The following is a 17,774-nucleotide window of genomic DNA, read 5'->3' as shown; positions in this document are numbered from 1 at the left end:
CCCGTCCCCTCTGGCGCGCGTGGGGGCGGGGGACGGGGGGGGCCGGGGGGTGGGGGCCCCGCCCCCCCCCCCGCGACACCTCGCGCTGGAGCAGCGCGGTGACCGCGGCCAGCTCGTCCGCGAGCTTCGCGACGTCGACCGACGTGGAGTCGGTCAGCGCGTCGAGACGCCCACGCGCGGCGGACTGCGCCTCGCGGCTGGCTCCGCGCACCGTCATCGGGTGGCCTCGGCCTTCGATGCGCCGTCCTCGAGCTCGTCGAGGAAGCGGTCGATGGTGCGGCTCTGCCGGGCGCTGTCCTCAAGGGACTCGCCGACGAGCTTGCCGGCCAGGTCGGTGGCGAGCTTGCCCACGTCCTGACGGAGCGCGCTGGCCGCGGCCTTGCGGTCCGCCTCGATCTGGGCGTGTCCGGCGGCGATGATCTCTTCCCGCTGCCGCTGACCTTCCGCCTTCATCTCCTGGATGATGGCGGTGCCCTGCTCGGTCGCCTCCTGGCGGAGCCGGGCGGCCTCGTGCCGGGCTTCGGCGAGCTGGGCCTTGTACTGCTCCAGCACGCTCTGGGCCTCGGTCTTGGCGGCCTCCGCCTGCTCGATCCCGCCCTCGATGGCCTCGCGGCGCTCGTCCAGAACCTTGTTGATGTTCGGGAGGAGCTTCTTGGCGAGGAAGAAGAAGACGATGGCGAAGGCGATGGTGCCGATGAGCAGCTCGGGGCCCGGAGGAAGGAGCGGGTTCTGCTCCTCCTCGGCCGCGAGCTGAACCAGGTTGGCGATCACATCAGAGCCTTTCGTCGGATGTGTGTCAGGTGGCTAATGCTTAGCGACCGAACACGAACGGCATGACGATGCCGATGAGGGCGAGGGCCTCACAGAAGGCGAAGCCGAGGATCTGGTTGGCGCGGATCAGGCCGGCGGCCTCGGGCTGACGGGCCAGGGCCTGCGTACCGTTACCGAAGATGATGCCGACGCCGATGCCGGGGCCGATGGCGGACAGACCGTAACCGACGGAGCCGAGGGAGCCGGTGACGGCGGCAAGAGTCTCAGTGGCAGCCATGCTGAAATCTTCCTTCTCTGTACGGACCGGTGGGGGTTGGTCACCGGACGAATAAGGGTGTTGCGGGTGGTCGTCAGTGGTGCTCGGCGAGAGCACCCTGGAGGTACGTACAGGCCAGCAGCACAAAGACGTACGCCTGGACGGCCTGGACGAAAAGCTCGAAAAGGATCATCGCCATGGTCATCACGAACGAGACACCGGCGGCCGGGATCATGTAGCTGTTCAGCAGGTACCAGCTCGCGACGGTGAACATCACGAGCATGAGGTGACCGGCGAACATGTTGGCGAAGAGTCGCACGGCGTGGGTGAACGGGCGAACCAGGACGTTCGAGAAGAACTCGATGACCATGACCAGCGGAAGCACCGGGCCGAGCGACTTGTCGTAGCCGGTGATGTTCTTGAAGCCGCCGACGAATCCGTGGCGCTTGAAGGTCACCGACATCCACAACACGTAGACGATGATGGCGAGAACGATCGGGTAGGCGATGACCGACGACACCGGGAACTGGGCCAGCGGAATCACGGACCAGATGTTCATGAGCCAGATGAAGAAGAACAGCGAGACCATCAGAGGGACGTACTTCTCGCCCTCCTTCTTGCCCATCGTCTCGTAGACGATGCCGCGGCGCACGAAGTCGTAGCCGGCCTCACCGATCATCTGGAGCTTGCCGGGCACCACCTTGGGCTTGCCGAAGGCGGCCCAGAAAAGTCCGACGACGAGCACGGTCGTGAGCAGCGCGAGCAGCATCACCTTGTTGAACTCGAACCCGCCCGCCGAGAAGATCGGCTGGAACAGGAAAGAGTGCAGGCCCGGAGCCGGAAAGCCACAACCGTTGTCGGACAGGATGCGGCAGTTCCAGTCAAAGGCGAGCTGGGTCTGGTCAGCACTCACCGCGGGCTCCTTCAGCGTGGCGCATATGTACGGCAACCTCGTTGTGTCGGCGCGGCGCGCAGCCGCGGTTCGGCACTGGACTGGTGTTACGGATGTGGGAACGGCGGTCGGGCGTTGAGCCTCGCGTAGGAACAGGCGTCAGCTCGGATGCCCGCGCCCGCAATGCCGCAGTTGGCACCGGACGATAGCAGGATCCCGAACGGGCACTTATCCCGGCCCTACCCCTCACGCCGAAGACCCTGACTTCTCGGCCTTTCCGGCCGTCGAGGACTCGGGTTCGACGTAGAGGATCTTGGCCTTCATGTGGGCACGCGCCTGTGCGGCGATCCACACGAGGGTCGACACGACGAGCGCGGCGGCGAATGCCTTGGGGTTGAACAGCGTGGTGTCCTTGAACAGCCCCACGAAGATCAGCAGCAACAGGAGCTGAGCCGTGTAGAGCATCAGGCCCATCGCCTGGAAAAGGTGCGGAAGTGACTTGGCCGTGCGTTCGAGCACCACGAGCCCGATGCCCATGAAAACGATCACCACCAGCGCACCGACAGCGGCTCCCAGCGCCCCCTTCCCGCCCGCGACCACGGCACTGACGGCCGCGGCGACGGCGCCGACGGCCGCAGTGGGCACGGCGACGTGAAGGAGGTTCCGGACGTCGTTGGACGGCATGGCGGCAGCTCCGCTGAATGGGTGGGGCAGATGGTGTCGTCACAGACGAGCGTAGGCCCGGTCCGAGGATGGGTTTCTCGGGCCAACGGACCGTCGCACTACGGTCCTTCGGCTCTGTCGCCGGGTCTCGTGAACAGTATCACAAACTATTTGATGAGGTCTTTACCATGGGGGTGTGCTAACTGTCACACATGAGTGGGAGGCCGCGCGTGTGTGCGCGACAGGTCCGCACCTTGTCTGGTAATGGGCACCGGCGTGGCACATGGGTGCCCGGTCACTGCCGGGAGCCGGCCTTCCTTCGATCGGGTAGACGCGAACGAGCGCCGATGGCGGTCGCCCCGTTGACGCCGGCCGGAACGGGCGTACGAACTTCCGCGGCCGGCTCGTGCTCCTGTGCGTGGGCGTGGGCGGCGCCGACCGGCACACCGTCCGCGCTCCCCTCCGCCCCCTCCACGCCCTCCAGGGCCTCGGACGCCTCGGCCTCCGCCTCCGTACGCCTGCGGCGCCGGTAGCGCGGCGGTACGAACGCCTGCGCCCACAGCGGGGCACGCGGGGTGAAGCGCGGGAGCAGCAGAAGCACCAGGCCCACCGCGCTCAGCGCCACCACGACCAGCAGGATCCACATCGACGCCGAGTGCACCGAGTACGCGACCACACCGAAGGCGATCAGCGCCGACCAGAAGTACATGATCAGCACCGACCTGCTGTGCGAATGACCGATCTCCAGCAGCCGGTGGTGCAGGTGGCCGCGGTCGGCGGCGAACGGCGACTTGCCGTTCCAGGTACGGCGTACGACCGCCAGCACCAGGTCCGCGAAGGGGATCGCGATGATCGTCAGCGGCAGCAGCAGCGGGATGAAGACCGGCAGCGCCGCGTGGGTGGCCTGGCGGGTCGAGCCCTCGAAGATCTTCAGCGCGTCCGGGTCGACCTGACCGGTCACCGAGATCGCGCCCGCCGCGAGCACCAGACCGATCAGCATCGATCCCGAGTCGCCCATGAAGATCCGCGCCGGATGCATGTTGTGCGGCAGGAAACCCACGCACATGCCCATCAGGATCGCCGCGAAGAGCGTCGCGGGGGCCGCCGCCTCGATGCCGTACCCGTACCAGATCCGGTACGTGTACAGGAAGAACGCCGCCGCGGCGATGCAGACCATGCCGGCCGCGAGACCGTCGAGACCGTCCACGAAGTTGACCGCGTTGATGGTGATCACCACCAGTGCCACGGTCAGCAGGGTGCCCTGCCACGAGGTCAGCGCGACCGTGCCGATACCGGGCACCGGGATCCACAGGATCGTCAGACCCTGCATGACCATCACACCCGCCGCGATCATCTGCGCGCCGAGTTTGATCAGGGCGTCGATCTCGAACTTGTCGTCGAGGACGCCGATCAGCCAGATCAGCGCGGCTCCGGAGAGCAGCGCGCGCGGCTCGTTCGACAGCTCGAAGACCCCGTTGAGGTTCTGCAGGTTGTCGGCGACGAGCAGTCCGGCGCACAGGCCGAAGAACATGGCGATGCCGCCGAGTCTCGGCGTCGGTTCGCGGTGCACGTCGCGGGCGCGGATCTCCGGCATCGCTCCGGTCGCGATGGCGAACTTCCGCACCGGCCCGGTCAGCAGATAGGTCACCGCGGCCGTCACGCAGAGCGTCAGCAGGTAATCACGCACGGGCTGCCCCACAGGAATCGCTGGCCATCTCAGCCCCACAGACTAGCCCGCGCCGGACCCCCCGACGGAAACCCGGTCGCCATATGAGCCAGGACAACGGACGGAGCGGAACGGTTCCACGGTTTCCCCGTACGGAAAATTCCATTCAGGAAACGGTCGGATACGGCGGGAAACGACCGGCCAGCTCCCGCACCGTCTCCCGCAGCGCGCCATGGCCCCCAGGAGCCCCCTCAGCGCCCTCGCGCACCGCCGAGGCGATCAGGGCACCGATCCGCCCCATCTCGCCCTCACGCATGCCCTGGGTGGTCACGGCGGCCGTCCCCAGCCGGACGCCGCGCGCACCCTCGTACGGCAGCGCGCAGGTGTCCACCACCAGACCCGCCGCCGCGAGCCGGCCGCGCGCCGTCCTCCCGTCCACGCCGAGCGGCGCGGGATCGACGATCAGCAGATGCGTGTCCGTGCCGTCCGTGGTGATCCCGAACCCCTGCTCGGTGAGCGCCTCGGCCAGCGCCCGCGCGTTCGCGACCACCCGGTGGGCGTACGTGGCGTACGCCGGCGTGGCCGCCTCCCCGAAGGCGACGGCCTTCGCGGCGATCGTGTGCATCTGGGCGCCGCCCTGCGTGAACGGGAACACCGCGCGGTCCACCCGCTCCGCGTACTCCGCGCCGCACAGGATCATCCCGCCGCGCGGCCCGCGCAGCACCTTGTGCGTCGTCGCGCACACGATGTCCGCGTACGGCACGGGACTGGGCGCCGCGCCCCCGGCGACCAGCCCGATGGGGTGCGCCGCGTCGGCGATCAGATAGGCGCCCACATCGTCGGCGATCTCTCTGAAGGCCGCGTGGTCCACATGGCGCGGATAGGAGATCGAACCGCACACCAGCGCCTTGGGGCGGTGTGTCCGCGCCAGGCGGCGCACCTGCGCGTAGTCGATGAGCCCGGTCCGCTCGTCGACCCCGTACCCCACGAAGTCGAACCACCGGCCCGAGAAGTTGACGGGAGAGCCGTGCGTGAGGTGCCCGCCGTACGTCAGCCCCATGGCGAGCACCGTGTCCCCGGGCCGCAGCAGCGCCGCGTACGCCGCGAGCACGGCGGACGAACCCGAATGCGGCTGTACGTTGGCGTGCTCGGCCCCGAACAGCGCCCGCGCCCGTTCGACGGCGACCCGCTCGGCGGCGTCCACCAGCTCACAGCCACCGTGGTGGCGGGCGCCGGGATAGCCCTCGGCGTACTTGTTGGCGAGCGGAGAGCCGAGAGCCGCGAGCACGGCGGGCGAGGTGAAGTTCTCGGCGGCGATGAGCTGGAGACTGTCGGCCTGACGCCGTCCCTCGCCGAGAATGATCTCGGCCATCTCGGGATCCTGGCGCCGCAGCGCCTCCAGCGCCGCCTCCGGCGCGCTCCGTGCGGCGTGGGGGCCCGTACGAGGCTCCGCGTGGGGTTCGCTGACGACCGGCATGACGGGCTCCGGGCCTCGGTGGGGCGTGACGCCTTCCAATGTAGGCCGCCATGCCCGGCGGCGCCCTTTTTCCGCGCTCGGCCCGTCGCCTCGCCCGGCCGGGCGGACCGCGCCCTCAGGAAGACCGGGCGGGGACTCCGGTGAGCGCCGTGACAACGGGGTCGAGCGCCTGGTGGATCTCCTCGCCGATGGAGCGGAAGAACGTGATCGGCGCCCCGTACGGGTCGTACACCTCGTCCGCCTCCGCCGTCGGCGCGAGCAGCCAGCCGCGGAGGGCGGCCGCCGCGCGGACCAGGGCGCGGGCCCGCTCCACGACGCCCTCGTCCAGGGGGTCGGGGAGCGTCGCGGGGTCTATGGCGCGCACCAGGCGCGTGAACTCCTTCAGCGTGAAGGTGCGCAGGCCCGCCGAGTGGCCCATCGAGATGACCTGGGCCCGGTGGTCGCGGGTCGCGGTGAGGACCAGGTCGGCGCGGATGACGTGCTCGTCGAGCAGTTCGCGGCCGACGAAGCCGGAGGCGTCCGCCCCGAAGTCGGCGAGGACGGCCTCAGCGTTGGCCTCCATGGGGGCGCCCTCGTGCCCCCAGGTGCCGGCGCTCTCCACGATCAGGCCGCCGGTCAGCCGCTCCCCCAGGCGGTCGCTCAGGGCATGCCGGTTGAGCCGCTCGGTGATGGGCGAGCGGCAGACATTGCCGGTACTGACGTGGAGGATGCGGAAGGTGGTGCCGGTGGTCGAGATCTCCGCTATGCCACGCCCCTCAGGGGCGGTCAATTGGCCACCTCGAGGTCGGGTACCACCTTGCGGAGCTCCTCCGCGTCGAGGGCGCCGGCCCGCAGCAGCACCGGGACGCTGCCGGTGACGTCGACGATCGAGGACGGCACGTTCGCGGGCGTCGGACCGCCGTCGAGGTAGACGGAGACGGAGTCCCCCAGCATCTCCTGGGCCGCGTCGCAGGTCTCGGGGGCCGGGTGTCCCGTGAGGTTGGCGCTGGAGACGGCCATCGGGCCGACCTCGGTGAGCAGTTCGATCGCCACGGGGTGCAGCGGCATCCGGATCGCGACGGTGCCCCGGGTGTCGCCCAGGTCCCACTGGAGGGACGGCTGGTGCTTGGCGACCAGGGTGAGGGCGCCCGGCCAGAACGCGTCGACCAGTTCCCACGCCTGCTCGGAGAAGTCCGTGACGAGGCCGTGGAGGGTGTTCGGGGAGCCGATCAGGACGGGGGTGGGCATGTTGCGGCCCCGGCCCTTGGCGTCCAGCAGATCGGCGACGGCCTCGGAGCTGAAGGCGTCCGCACCGATCCCGTACACGGTGTCGGTGGGCAGCACGACCAGCTCACCGCGGCGTACGGCCGACGCGGCCTCACGCAGACCCGTGGTGCGGTCGGTCGCGTCGTTGCAGTCGTATCGCCGAGCCATTTCAGTAAGCCTCCTCGTGCGCGTGCACGGTCTGGGTCATCGAAGCGGAAGGGTCGTGAGGTACGGAAGGGGCACGAGGAGCGGGCGTGGCGGTCACGGGCGGGGTCACGGCATCGCCTTGCGTGCCGTGGCGAAGCGCGGGCGCTTGTTCAGGTCCGGGTGGTCCGCGGCGTCCGCCCAGCCGGACTCCTCGCTGAAGATCCACGGGACCTGTCCGCCCTGCGTGTCCGCGTGCTCGATGACGACGAGGCCGCCGGGCCGCAGCAGCCGGTGCGCGGTGCGTTCGATGCCGCGGATCGTGTCGAGGCCGTCCTCGCCGGAGAAGAGGGCCATCTCCGGGTCGTGGTCGCGGGCCTCGGGGGCGACGTACTCCCACTCGGTGAGCGGGATGTACGGCGGGTTGGAGATGACCAGGTCGACCTGGCCGTCCAGCTCGGGAAGGGCGCTCAGGGCGTCTCCCTGGTGCACGGTGACCCTGGACCCCTCGGCGTTCTTCCGCGTCCAGGTCAGAGCGTCGTCGGAGAGCTCCACGGCGTGCACGCGCGAGCGCGGCACCTCCTGGGCCATGGCGAGCGCGATCGCGCCGGAGCCCGAGCACAGGTCGACGACGACCGGCTCGACGACGTCCATCGCGCGCACGGCGTCTATCGCCCAGCCGACGACCGACTCGGTCTCCGGGCGGGGCACGAAGACACCGGGGCCGACCTGGAGTTCCAGATAGCGGAAGAAGGCGCGTCCGGTGATGTGCTGGAGAGGTTCGCGGGCCTCGCGGCGCGCCACGGCCTCCCAGTAGCGGGCGTCGAAGTCGGCGTCCTTGACGCGGTGCAGCTCTCCCCGTTTGACGGCGTGCACGTACGCGGCGAGCTCCTCCGCGTCGAAACGCGGCGAGGGCACGCCCGCGTCGGCCAGCCGCTGGGTGGCCTGGGCCACCTCCGCGAGCAGCAGGCTGCGCCGCTGGGAGTCGCTGGGCCCCCCAGAATGTGGCTGCACGCTGGTTCCTCCGGACTGCGAGTGTGGTCACCGGGGGCGGTGGCCACAGGTCTTTTTACTGGGCGGCTGCTAGCTTCGCGGCGGAGTCGGCGTCGACGCATGCCTGGATGACGGCGTCCAGGTCCCCGTCGAGCACCTGGTCCAAGTTGTACGCCTTGAAACCGACACGGTGGTCCGAGATCCGGTTTTCCGGGAAGTTGTACGTACGGATCTTCTCGGACCGGTCGACGGTACGGACCTGGCTGCGCCGGGCGTCCGCCGCGTTCTTCTCCGCCTCCTCCTGGGCGGCGGCGAGCAGCCGCGACCGCAGGATACGCAGGGCCTGCTCCTTGTTCTGGAGCTGGCTCTTCTCGTTCTGGCAGGAGGCGACGACTCCGGTCGGCAGGTGCGTGATGCGTACGGCGGAGTCGGTGGTGTTGACGGACTGGCCGCCGGGGCCCGAGGAGCGGTAGACGTCGATACGGAGATCGTTGGCGTGGATCTCGACATCGACCTCCTCGGCCTCGGGCGTGACGAGCACACCGGCCGCGGAGGTGTGGATACGGCCCTGCGACTCGGTGGAGGGCACGCGCTGCACGCGGTGCACGCCGCCCTCGTACTTCAGCCGCGCCCAGACGCCCTGTCCCGGCTCGGTGGCGCCGTTGCCGCCCTTGGTCTTGACGGCGACCTGGACGTCCTTGTAGCCGCCCAGCTCGGACTCGGTGGCGTCGATGATCTCGGTCTTCCAGCCGACGCGCTCCGCGTACCGCAGGTACATGCGGAGCAGGTCGCCGGCGAAGAGCGCGGACTCGTCGCCGCCCGCGCCGGCCTTGACCTCAAGGATGACGTCCTTGTCGTCGCTGGGGTCGCGCGGCACGAGGAGGAGGCGGAGCTTCTCGGTCAGCTCGTCGCGCTGCTTCTCCAGGGTCTTGGCCTCGGCGGCGAAGTCGGGGTCGTCGGCCGCGAACTCACGGGCGGTGGCGATGTCCTCGCCGGTCTGCTTCCAGGCGCGGTACGTCGCGACGATCGGGGTCAGCTCGGCGTAACGCTTGTTGAGCTTGCGCGCGTTGGCCTGGTCCGCGTGGACCGACGGGTCGGCGAGCTGCTTCTCCAGACCGGCGTGCTCGCCGATCAGTTCCTCGACCGCCTCGAACATTCGGGGGCTCCGTGTTTCTCGCGTGACGCGCGTAAAGAAGGTGCTGCCGTGCAGAGGATGCTGCCTGGACGGAGGCTGCCGCGCAGGGGACCGGCAGTGCTGCGGGACGCCAAAGCGCGGGTCCCGGCGCCCCGCGGGTACGGGGCGCCGAGGACCGGCGCAGGTGGCTCGCTACTTCTTGGCGGAGCCGGCGGCCTTGCCGAAGCGGGCCTCGAAGCGGGCCACACGGCCACCGGTGTCGAGGATCTTCTGCTTGCCCGTGTAGAACGGGTGGCACTCGGAGCACAGGTCGGCACGGATCGTGCCCGACTCGATGGTGCTGCGGGTGGTGAACGACGCACCGCAGGTGCAGCTGACCTGGGTCTCGACGTACGCGGGGTGGATGTCGCGCTTCAAGGGGTTCTCCTAGTTCCGGGAGGGCGCCGGGTCGTACGCGCTGATTGCGCGGACGTGAACCGGGGCCGACGTACCAGTCTGCCAGGACCGGCCGTATCTCCCAAAACCGGGGGGCGGCCGGAAGTATTCCGGGGGCTCGCGGAGGCGCGTACGGGCAGCTCCGAGCCCCGGAGGCGCGTCCGGCGCCTCCGAACCCCGCGCGGGCGTCCCGGACGCGCCTCGGAGCCCGGCGCGCGTCAGCCCGCAGAGACCACGCCGTGTGCCGAGCCCTTGTCGCCCGCCGAGTCCCTGGTGGCGGAGGCGGGGATCGGCTTGTCCTGCTTGAGGGCCGTCCAGACCTGCCGGGTGGCGGCCGGGAGGGGCAGGACGCGGTTCGGGTCCTGGGGGTCGTACCGGACCGGGAGCGTGACCATGTGGACGTCCCGGGCGCCGAGGTCCTTGAGCCCGCCGGCGAACCCGACCAGCTTGTTGACGCTGTCGAGCTGGGAGTCGGGGGTGATCGCGCGGGTGGCGGTGTCGGCCAGGTCGTAGAGCTTCTTCGGGTTGCTGAACACGCCCACGCTCTTGACCTGCTCGATCAGCGCCTTGATGAAGGACTGCTGGAGCTGGATGCGGCCGAGGTCGCTGCCGTCCCCGACGCTGTGGCGGGTCCGTACGAGACCGAGGGACTGCTCCCCGTCCAGGGTGTGCGTGCCGGGGGCGAGCGTGAGGTGGCTCTTGGGGTCGTCGATCGCCTGCGTGGTGGTGATCTTCACCCCGCCGAGGGTGTCGATGAGCTTCTTGAAGCCCGTGAAGTCGACCTCGATGTAGTGGTCCATCCGCAGGCCCGACATCTGCTCGACGGTCTTGACCGCGCAGGCCGGGCCGCCGACCTCGTACGCCGTGTTGAACATGGCGAGCCGCTGGCCGGCCTCGGCGGTCCCGTCGGAGCCGGTGCAGGCGGGTCGGTCGACGAGGGTGTCACGGGGTACGGAGACCACGCTGGCCTTCTTGTGGCCCTTGTAGATGTGGACGACCATCGCGGTGTCCGAGCGGGCGCCGCCGCCGTCCGTGCCGTACTCGGCGTTCGCGCCGGAGCGCGAGTCCGAGCCGAGGACCAGGATGTTCTGCGAGCCGTCGCCGGAGTCCGCGGGGCGGTCGCCGCCGAGCTGGGCGTTGATGTCGACGCCCTTGAGGTTGCCGTTGAGCTTGAAGTAGACGTAACCGGCGCCGGAGCCTCCGACGAGGACCAGGGCCGCGGCGGACCACGCGGCGATGACGGTGGCGCGGCGGCGCCCGCCCGGCTTCCCGCGGCGTGTGCCGCGGCCCCGTATTCGGCTGCTGATCCCGTCGCCCATGGTCTCCCTCTGTCCGTCGTGCGGGCCCCGCTACCTCCTGCCGTGATGACGAGGCGCACTTTGTCGCCACTTGTACAGACAGTGAAGCACCAAGAAGGGTTGCACAGCATGCGGGGGAGATGTCCGGACAGCGGTGCGGACGGGTTGCGGACCGGCCCGCGGCCCGCTGCGGCGCCCGCCTGACCGTACAGTCCTCCACCTGCGCTTTCGGCCCAAGAACGGCTCCACGGGGCGCCCAGGGGGCCGCGCGGGGCGTGTGGGATTACTCTCCGGCGCTCCCCCGCCCGTCCCATATGACGAGAACCGCCCCGTCACCGAGGTGGCGGGGCGGTTCTCGTCGTACGAGGACGGTCGGGGTCCGGTCAGTCGTTGCCGTTGGAGCCCGGGGTCGTCTTCTGGATCTGGAGCAGGAACTCCGCGTTGGACTTGGTCTTCTTCATCTTGTCCAGGAGCAGCTCGATCGCCTGCTGCTGGTCGAGCGCGTGCAGCACCCGGCGCAGCTTCCAGACGACGGCCAGTTCCTCGCCGCCGAGCAGGATCTCTTCCTTACGGGTGGAGGACGCGTCCACGTCGACCGCCGGGAAGATGCGCTTGTCGGAGAGCTTCCGGTCGAGCTTGAGCTCCATGTTGCCGGTGCCCTTGAACTCCTCGAAGATCACCTCGTCCATGCGCGAGCCGGTCTCGACGAGCGCGGTGGCCAGGATGGTCAGCGAGCCGCCGTCCTCGATGTTGCGCGCCGCACCGAAGAAGCGCTTCGGCGGGTAGAGCGCGGTCGAGTCGACACCACCGGACAGGATGCGTCCGGAGGCGGGCGCCGCGAGGTTGTACGCGCGGCCCAGACGGGTGATGGAGTCGAGCAGGACGACCACGTCGTGGCCCAGCTCCACGAGGCGCTTGGCGCGCTCGATGGCCAGTTCGGCGACGGTGGTGTGGTCCTCGGCCGGACGGTCGAAGGTCGAGGAGATGACCTCGCCCTTGACCGACCGCTGCATGTCGGTGACCTCTTCGGGCCGCTCGTCGACGAGGACGACCATGAGGTGGCACTCGGGGCTGTTGACCGTGATCGCGTTGGCGATGGCCTGGAGGATCATGGTCTTACCGGTCTTCGGCGGGGCCACGATCAGACCGCGCTGGCCCTTGCCGATCGGTGCGACGAGGTCGATGATCCGCGTGGTCAGCACGCCCGGGTCGGTCTCCAGACGGAGCCGGTCCTGCGGGTAGAGCGGGGTCAGCTTCTGGAACTCCGGGCGGCCGCGGCCGGATTCGGCCCCCATGCCGTTGGCGGAGTCGAGGCGGACGAGCGCGTTGAACTTCTCGCGCCGCTCGCCGTCCTTGGGCTGACGGACCGCTCCGGTGACGTGGTCGCCCTTGCGCAGGCCGTTCTTGCGGACCTGGGCGAGCGAGACGTACACGTCGTTGGGGCCCGGCAGGTAGCCGGAGGTCCTGATGAACGCGTAGTTGTCGAGGATGTCGAGGATGCCCGCGACGGGGATCAGCACATCGTCGTCGGCGACCTGCGGCTCACCGGGGCCGAACTCGTCGCGCCCGCGGCGGCCACGGCGGTCGCGGTAGCGTCCGCGACGGCCGCGCCGGCCGCCCGCCTCGTCGTCGAAGTCGTCCTGGGGGCCGTTGTTCTGGGGGCCGTTGTTCTGGCCCTGGCCGCCGCCGCGGTTGTCGCGGTCGCCTCGGCCGCCCTGCTGCTGGCGGTTGCCGCCGCCCTGCTGCTGGCCCTGCTGGTCGTCGCCCTTGCCGCGGCGGTCGCGCTGGCGGTCACGGCGTCCCTCGCGGTCACGGTCGCCGCGCTCACCGCGCTGGCCGCGGTCCTGGCGGTCGCCGCGCCGGCCGTCGCCGTCGTTCTGGGCGCCGGAGCCGCCGGAGGCCGCCACGGCCGCCTCGGTGCGCTCCTCGACCTTGACGTCGGCCGGGGCGTCCACCGCGGCCTCCGCCTTCGTGTCGGGGCTGCCGGCCTGTGCGGTGGCCCTGCGGCGGCGGCGCTCGCCCGTGGGCTGGTCGTCGCTGGCGGGCTGGCCGGGGATGTCGATCTGCTGCTGGGCCGCGGCCTGCTCGGCCTGGCCCGTCTTCTCCTCGGCCGGCGCGGCGGCCTCGCCCGTACGGGCCTTGGAGGTCGCCCTGCGCTTGGGCTTGGTCTCTGCGTCGGCGCTGCCGTTGGCACCGGCGGCCTTCGCCGCCGCGCCGCCGCCGGCCTGCGCTTCCTTGATGACCTCGATCAACTGGCTCTTGCGCATCCGCGCGGTGCCCCTGATGCCGAGGCCCGACGCGACCTGCTGCAACTCGGCCAGGACCATGCCGTCAAGGCCGGTGCCGGAGCGGCGGCGCCGTGCGGTGGTGCCAGTGGCAGCACCTTCGGCGGGCGCGGTGGTGTCGACACTGCTGTCGGCAGTCACGCCCATCAGATCGGTGGTGTCGCTCACGAAGGGTCCTTCCCTGGAGCGGACGTCGGCCTTCTGGCTCGGCGACCGGTTGTGCTGCCGGCTGCGGTCCCATCGTGTGGACCGGGCCGGGGCGGTGGTCCCGCCGGGTATACGGCGGAGAAATCTGCAAACGTGCATAACAAGCGATGGGTCCGGCCCGAGGTCCCCCTGCTCGGCCCACCGCTGGGAAAAACGGGGGGTGTCGTGCCGGTTCCGGTGCGTGCTCAAAACTGCTCAGGCAGGCTGCTCAGGCAGTTGGGGAGGCTCCCGGAAGAAGGGCGGTCCCGATGTGGGACACGAAGCACCGCGCCTGAAAGACGTCGGTTGCAGACTTGAGGTTAACACTACCGGCTCCAACAAACATTCCCCCTCTCCCTCACCGGCAATCTCCTGTGGCTGTTCTTGCCCAGCGCTCCGCGGGCCCTACGAGCCGAGCGGCAGCACGCTCGCCCCCGCGGCGTCGAGGGAGAGCCGGTTGGCGGCCCAGCCCCCACCCGCGAGCCGTGCGACCTTGTCGGCCGCCCCGTCCTCGACCAGCGCGAGCACCGTGGGGCCCGCGCCGGACACGACTGCTGGGACGCCGTCCGCGCGCAGCCGGTTGACCAGAGCGATGCTCTCGGGCATCGCCGGGGCCCGGTAGTCCTGGTGGAGGCGGTCCTCCGTGGCGGGCAGCAGCAGTTCGGGGCGCCGGGTCATGGCCTCGACGAGGAGGGCCGCACGACCGGCGTTGGCCGCCGCGTCCACATGGGGGACCGTACGCGGCAGCAGGCCGCGGGCCGTCTCCGTCAGGACCGCCTTGCCGGGCACGAAAACCACCGGAACGATGGAACCGACGGGATCCATCCTGATGGCGCGGGCCGCTCCGCCGTCCATCCAGGCGAGCGTGAAGCCGCCGAGCAGACAGGCGGCGACGTTGTCCGGGTGTCCCTCGATCTCGGTCGCCAGCTCCAGCAGCGCCGCGTCGTCGAGCCGCGCGTCCCCGCCTATGGTGACGGCGCGGGCGGCCACGATCCCGGCGCAGATGGCCGCCGAGGAGGAGCCCAGGCCGCGGCCGTGCGGGATCCGGTTGGCGCAGACGACCTCCAGGCCGCGCGGCTGTCCGCCGAGCAGGTCGAAGGCGGTGCGGAGGGACCGTACGAGGAGATGGTTCTCGTCGCGGGGAAGCGTCTCGGCGCCCTCACCCGCGATGTCGACGTGCAGCCCCGAGTCGGCGACCCGGACCACCACGTCGTCGTAGAGCCCCAGCGACAGGCCAAGGGCGTCGAAGCCAGGGCCGAGGTTGGCGCTGGTGGCGGGGGTGCGCACCCGTACGGCGGCGGCGCGGAACGCGGGACCGGCCATCGCTCTGACGACTCTCCTTGTGACTGCGGTACTGGACTTACGGCTTACTGCGGGGCTTGCCGGGGTGACGGCTCGCGGTGTGGCGGTCGTGTGCGGCGGGGCGGGGTTCCGTGTGGTGCGGGAGGAGGTTCGAGAAGGCCGTGCGGAACGCCCGGGGCCACGACAGCGGCAGCGCCACGGCATATGCGGCGGGGCGGATTGGGTACAGCTTATCGAAGGATGGATCCATGGCGACATAGGGCGCACAGGAGGCGCACGATGCGTGTCGCGTGCCTGCCTGTGCGCCGATGCCGGTCCGGCGGAGAAGGGGCGCCGGAGGTGTCAGGCGAGGCCGAGGCGGGCCGCCGCGGCGACCGCGTCGACCGGCACGGTGACCGGCTGGGGCGCCCCGGCGACTGCCCAGTCGGGGTCCTTGAGGCCGTTCCCCGTCACGGTGCAGACGATGCGCTGGCCGGGGTCGACCTTGCCCTCGTCCGCGGCCTTGAGCAGACCGGCGACCGAGGCGGCCGAGGCGGGCTCGACGAAGACGCCCTCCTGGGAGGCCAACAGCCGGTAGGCGGCAAGGATCTGACGGTCGGTCACCTCGTCGATGAAGCCGCCGGACTCGTCGCGGGCGGCCAGCGCGTACTGCCAGGAGGCCGGGTTGCCGATCCGGATCGCGGTGGCGACGGTGTGCGGGTCCTTGACGATCTCGCCGCGCACGATCGGCGCGGAGCCGGACGCCTGGAAGCCCCACATGCGCGGCGCGCGCGTCGCCACGCCGTCGGCGGCGTACTCGGTGTAGCCCTTCCAGTAGGCCGTGATGTTGCCGGCGTTCCCGACCGGCAGCACATGGATGTCCGGGGCGTCGCCCAGCGCGTCCACGATCTCGAACGCGGCGGTCTTCTGGCCCTCGATACGGACCGGATTGACCGAATTGACCAGCGCCACCGGGTAGTTGTCGGAGAGCGAGCGGGCCAGCGTCAGACAGTCGTCGAAGTTCCCCTCGACCTGGAGGATCTTGGCGCCGTGGACCAGCGCCTGCCCCATCTTGCCGATGGCGATCTTGCCCTGGGGCACCAGCACCGCGCAGACCATCCCGGCCCGTACGGCGTAGGCGGCGGCCGATGCCGAGGTGTTGCCGGTGGAGGCGCAGATGACGGCCTGCGCGCCCTCCTCCTTGGCCCGGGTGATGGCCATGGTCATGCCACGGTCCTTGAAGGACCCGGTGGGGTTGGCGCCCTCGACCTTGAGATGTACCTCACAGCCCGTGCGCTCGGAGAGCACCTGCGCCGGAACGAGCGGCGTACCGCCCTCGCGGAGGGTGACGACCGGCGTCTTCTCCGTCACCGGGAGGCGGCGCCGGTACTCCTCGATGATGCCGCGCCACTGGTGGACGCCCTCACGGCTGCCGCCGCTGGTCTGGCCATTGCTGGTCATGGGTCCCTTACTCCCCTTCAACACGCATGATGCTGGCGACACCGCGCACGGTGTCGAGCTTGCGCAGCGCCGCGACGGTCCCCGAGAGGGCCGCGTCGGCCGCGCGGTGGGTGACGACGACGAGGGCGGCCTCGCCCGCACCGTCCGGTCGGCCCTTCTGGCGGACCGTGTCGATGGACACGCCGTGCTCGGCGAAGACCGTCGCGACCTGGGCGAGCACACCCGGTTTGTCGGCCACGTCGAGACTGATGTGGTAGCGCGTCACCACGTCGCCCATGGGGCTGACGGGAAGCTGGGTGTACGCGGACTCGCCGGGGCCCGTCGCGCCGGCGAGCTTGTTGCGGCAGACGGCGACGAGGTCGCCGAGGACGGCGGAGGCGGTCGGGGAGCCGCCCGCGCCGGGGCCGTAGAACATGAGCTGCCCGGCCGCCTCGGCCTCGATGAAGACCGCGTTGTACGCCTCGCGCACGGAGGCGAGCGGGTGGCTGAGCGGGATCATCGCCGGGTGGACGCGGGCGGTGACGGAGCGGCCGTCGGCGGCGCGCTCGCAGATCGCGAGGAGCTTGACCGTACAGCCCATGCGCTTGGCGGAGGCGAGATCGGCGGAGGTGACCTCCGTGATGCCCTCGCGGTGCACGTCGTCGAGGCGTACGCGGGTGTGGAAGGCGATCCCGGCGAGGATGGCGGCCTTGGCGGCGGCGTCGAAGCCCTCGACGTCGGCGGTGGGGTCGGCCTCGGCGTATCCGAGGGCGGTGGCCTCGTCGAGCGCCTCGGAGTAGCCGGCGCCCGCGCTGTCCATCCGGTCGAGGATGAAGTTGGTCGTGCCGTTGACGATGCCGAGGACACGGTTGACCTTGTCACCGGCCAGCGACTCGCGAAGCGGCCTGACCAGCGGGATGGCGCCCGCGACGGCCGCCTCGAAGTACAGGTCGCGGTCGTGCCGGGCGGCGGCGTCGTAGAGCGTCGTGCCGTCCTCGGCGAGCAGCGCCTTGTTGGCGGAGACGACGGAGGCACCGTGCTCGAAGGCGGTGGTGATCAGCGTACGGGCGGGCTCGATACCGCCGATGACCTCGACCACCACGTCGATGTCGCCCCGTTTGACCAGGGCGGTCGCGTCGGTGGTGATGAGCGAGGGGTCGATGCCCGCGCGGACCTTGGCGGGACGCCGGACGGCGACCCCGGCCAGCTCCACCGGGGCCCCGATCCGCGCGGCGAGGTCGTCGGCGTGCGTCGTCATGATGCGCGCCACCTCTGAGCCGACCACACCACAGCCCAGCAGCGCCACCTTCAGCGGACGCGTACGCATCATCCGACCTACGCCTTTCATCCAATGTCATCGCACGCGGCCGGCCCTCGACATCGGGCGGACGCGTGATTGCCAACCAGTCTCACTCACCGGACGGGAGTTTCTGCCCCTCGTCCAGATTACGAGACATGTATTTCAGTGACCGACATCGAGACGCAAGAGATCTTCCTCCGTCTCGCGCCGGACGATCACCCGGGCCCGGGGCGCGCGGTCGGGGGAGCCCGCCGCGGGGAGAGGCGGGGGGGGGTGGGTGGGGCGGAGAGGGGCCGACCGACACGGG

At 70.5% G+C, this 17,774-nt stretch carries 16 protein-coding genes and 1 pseudogene; all 17 read right to left on the bottom strand.

What is annotated here, in order from left to right; translation table 11 throughout:
* Positions 1-211 (bottom strand): annotated as a pseudogene (locus tag ACFXPK_RS06800) (hypothetical protein); the annotation flags it as partial.
* Between the two features lie 2 nt (positions 212-213).
* The gene (locus ACFXPK_RS06795) at positions 214-771 is read right to left on the bottom strand and encodes a F0F1 ATP synthase subunit B (protein ID WP_385072461.1); all 558 of its coding nucleotides are present in this window, start codon (positions 769-771) and stop codon (positions 214-216) included.
* A 40-nt stretch (positions 772-811) separates the two neighbouring features.
* A complete protein-coding gene (locus ACFXPK_RS06790) occupies positions 812-1,048 on the bottom strand; it encodes a F0F1 ATP synthase subunit C (protein WP_385072458.1) in 237 nt (78 codons plus the stop codon).
* A gap of 73 nt (positions 1,049-1,121) precedes the next feature.
* Positions 1,122-1,892 (bottom strand): F0F1 ATP synthase subunit A, encoded by a 771-nt coding sequence (atpB, locus tag ACFXPK_RS06785; protein WP_382892936.1) that lies wholly within the window; start codon positions 1,890-1,892, stop codon positions 1,122-1,124.
* 273 nt (positions 1,893-2,165) lie between these two features.
* Positions 2,166-2,603, bottom strand: coding sequence for a hypothetical protein (locus tag ACFXPK_RS06780; RefSeq protein WP_385072456.1), 438 nt, complete (start codon positions 2,601-2,603; stop codon positions 2,166-2,168).
* 274 nt (positions 2,604-2,877) lie between these two features.
* Complete coding sequence (locus tag ACFXPK_RS06775) at positions 2,878-4,269, bottom strand: MraY family glycosyltransferase (protein ID WP_384993877.1); 1,392 nt, start codon at positions 4,267-4,269, stop codon at positions 2,878-2,880.
* 145 nt (positions 4,270-4,414) lie between these two features.
* On the bottom strand, positions 4,415-5,725 hold the full coding sequence (gene glyA, locus ACFXPK_RS06770; protein WP_385072453.1) for a serine hydroxymethyltransferase: 1,311 nt from the start codon (positions 5,723-5,725) through the stop codon (positions 4,415-4,417).
* A gap of 115 nt (positions 5,726-5,840) precedes the next feature.
* Positions 5,841-6,494, bottom strand: a complete 654-nt coding sequence (locus ACFXPK_RS06765; RefSeq protein ID WP_385007354.1) for a protein-tyrosine-phosphatase — start codon at positions 6,492-6,494, stop codon at positions 5,841-5,843.
* Entirely contained in the window at positions 6,491-7,138 is a 648-nt protein-coding gene (locus tag ACFXPK_RS06760; RefSeq protein ID WP_385007356.1) for an L-threonylcarbamoyladenylate synthase, read from the bottom strand. The genes ACFXPK_RS06765 and ACFXPK_RS06760 overlap by 4 nt, the downstream gene beginning before the upstream one ends.
* Before the next feature lie 105 nt (positions 7,139-7,243).
* Positions 7,244-8,128, bottom strand: coding sequence for a peptide chain release factor N(5)-glutamine methyltransferase (prmC, locus tag ACFXPK_RS06755; RefSeq protein ID WP_385072449.1), 885 nt, complete (start codon positions 8,126-8,128; stop codon positions 7,244-7,246).
* 55 nt (positions 8,129-8,183) lie between these two features.
* Positions 8,184-9,263 (bottom strand): peptide chain release factor 1, encoded by a 1,080-nt coding sequence (prfA, locus tag ACFXPK_RS06750; protein WP_385007360.1) that lies wholly within the window; start codon positions 9,261-9,263, stop codon positions 8,184-8,186.
* A gap of 171 nt (positions 9,264-9,434) precedes the next feature.
* Positions 9,435-9,659 carry a 50S ribosomal protein L31 gene (gene rpmE, locus ACFXPK_RS06745; protein ID WP_365811372.1) on the bottom strand — a complete coding sequence of 75 codons (225 nt, stop codon included), beginning with the start codon at positions 9,657-9,659 and terminating at the stop codon, positions 9,435-9,437.
* A gap of 236 nt (positions 9,660-9,895) precedes the next feature.
* Positions 9,896-10,996, bottom strand: coding sequence for an LCP family protein (locus tag ACFXPK_RS06740; protein ID WP_385072446.1), 1,101 nt, complete (start codon positions 10,994-10,996; stop codon positions 9,896-9,898).
* 362 nt (positions 10,997-11,358) lie between these two features.
* On the bottom strand, positions 11,359-13,428 hold the full coding sequence (rho, locus tag ACFXPK_RS06735) for a transcription termination factor Rho (protein ID WP_385072444.1): 2,070 nt from the start codon (positions 13,426-13,428) through the stop codon (positions 11,359-11,361).
* A 423-nt stretch (positions 13,429-13,851) separates the two neighbouring features.
* The gene (gene thrB, locus ACFXPK_RS06730) at positions 13,852-14,769 is read right to left on the bottom strand and encodes a homoserine kinase (RefSeq protein WP_384991444.1); all 918 of its coding nucleotides are present in this window, start codon (positions 14,767-14,769) and stop codon (positions 13,852-13,854) included.
* 321 nt (positions 14,770-15,090) lie between these two features.
* The gene (gene thrC, locus ACFXPK_RS06725) at positions 15,091-16,188 is read right to left on the bottom strand and encodes a threonine synthase (RefSeq protein WP_385072441.1); all 1,098 of its coding nucleotides are present in this window, start codon (positions 16,186-16,188) and stop codon (positions 15,091-15,093) included.
* A 7-nt stretch (positions 16,189-16,195) separates the two neighbouring features.
* Positions 16,196-17,494, bottom strand: coding sequence for a homoserine dehydrogenase (locus tag ACFXPK_RS06720; protein ID WP_384991455.1), 1,299 nt, complete (start codon positions 17,492-17,494; stop codon positions 16,196-16,198).
* Positions 17,495-17,774: the final 280 nt, after the last annotated feature.

Origin of the sequence: Streptomyces sp. NPDC059142, from assembly GCF_042755665.1 — a bacterium.
Lineage (GTDB): Bacteria > Actinomycetota > Actinomycetes > Streptomycetales > Streptomycetaceae > Streptomyces.
This window is presented reverse-complemented; position numbering and strand designations above follow the sequence as displayed.

Bases quoted from the DNA above. Each gene is read 5' to 3' on its own strand.
- thrC (WP_385072441.1), bottom strand. From the start codon at position 16,188: ATGACCAGCAATGGCCAGACCAGCGGCGGCAGCCGTGAGGGCGTCCAC.
- ACFXPK_RS06740 (WP_385072446.1), bottom strand. From the start codon at position 10,996: ATGGGCGACGGGATCAGCAGCCGAATACGGGGCCGCGGCACACGCCGC.
- ACFXPK_RS06760 (WP_385007356.1), bottom strand. From the start codon at position 7,138: ATGGCTCGGCGATACGACTGCAACGACGCGACCGACCGCACCACGGGT.
- glyA (WP_385072453.1), bottom strand. From the start codon at position 5,725: ATGCCGGTCGTCAGCGAACCCCACGCGGAGCCTCGTACGGGCCCCCAC.
- ACFXPK_RS06790 (WP_385072458.1), bottom strand. From the start codon at position 1,048: ATGGCTGCCACTGAGACTCTTGCCGCCGTCACCGGCTCCCTCGGCTCC.
- prfA (WP_385007360.1), bottom strand. From the start codon at position 9,263: ATGTTCGAGGCGGTCGAGGAACTGATCGGCGAGCACGCCGGTCTGGAG.
- ACFXPK_RS06720 (WP_384991455.1), bottom strand. From the start codon at position 17,494: ATGCGTACGCGTCCGCTGAAGGTGGCGCTGCTGGGCTGTGGTGTGGTC.
- thrB (WP_384991444.1), bottom strand. From the start codon at position 14,769: ATGGCCGGTCCCGCGTTCCGCGCCGCCGCCGTACGGGTGCGCACCCCC.
- ACFXPK_RS06780 (WP_385072456.1), bottom strand. From the start codon at position 2,603: ATGCCGTCCAACGACGTCCGGAACCTCCTTCACGTCGCCGTGCCCACT.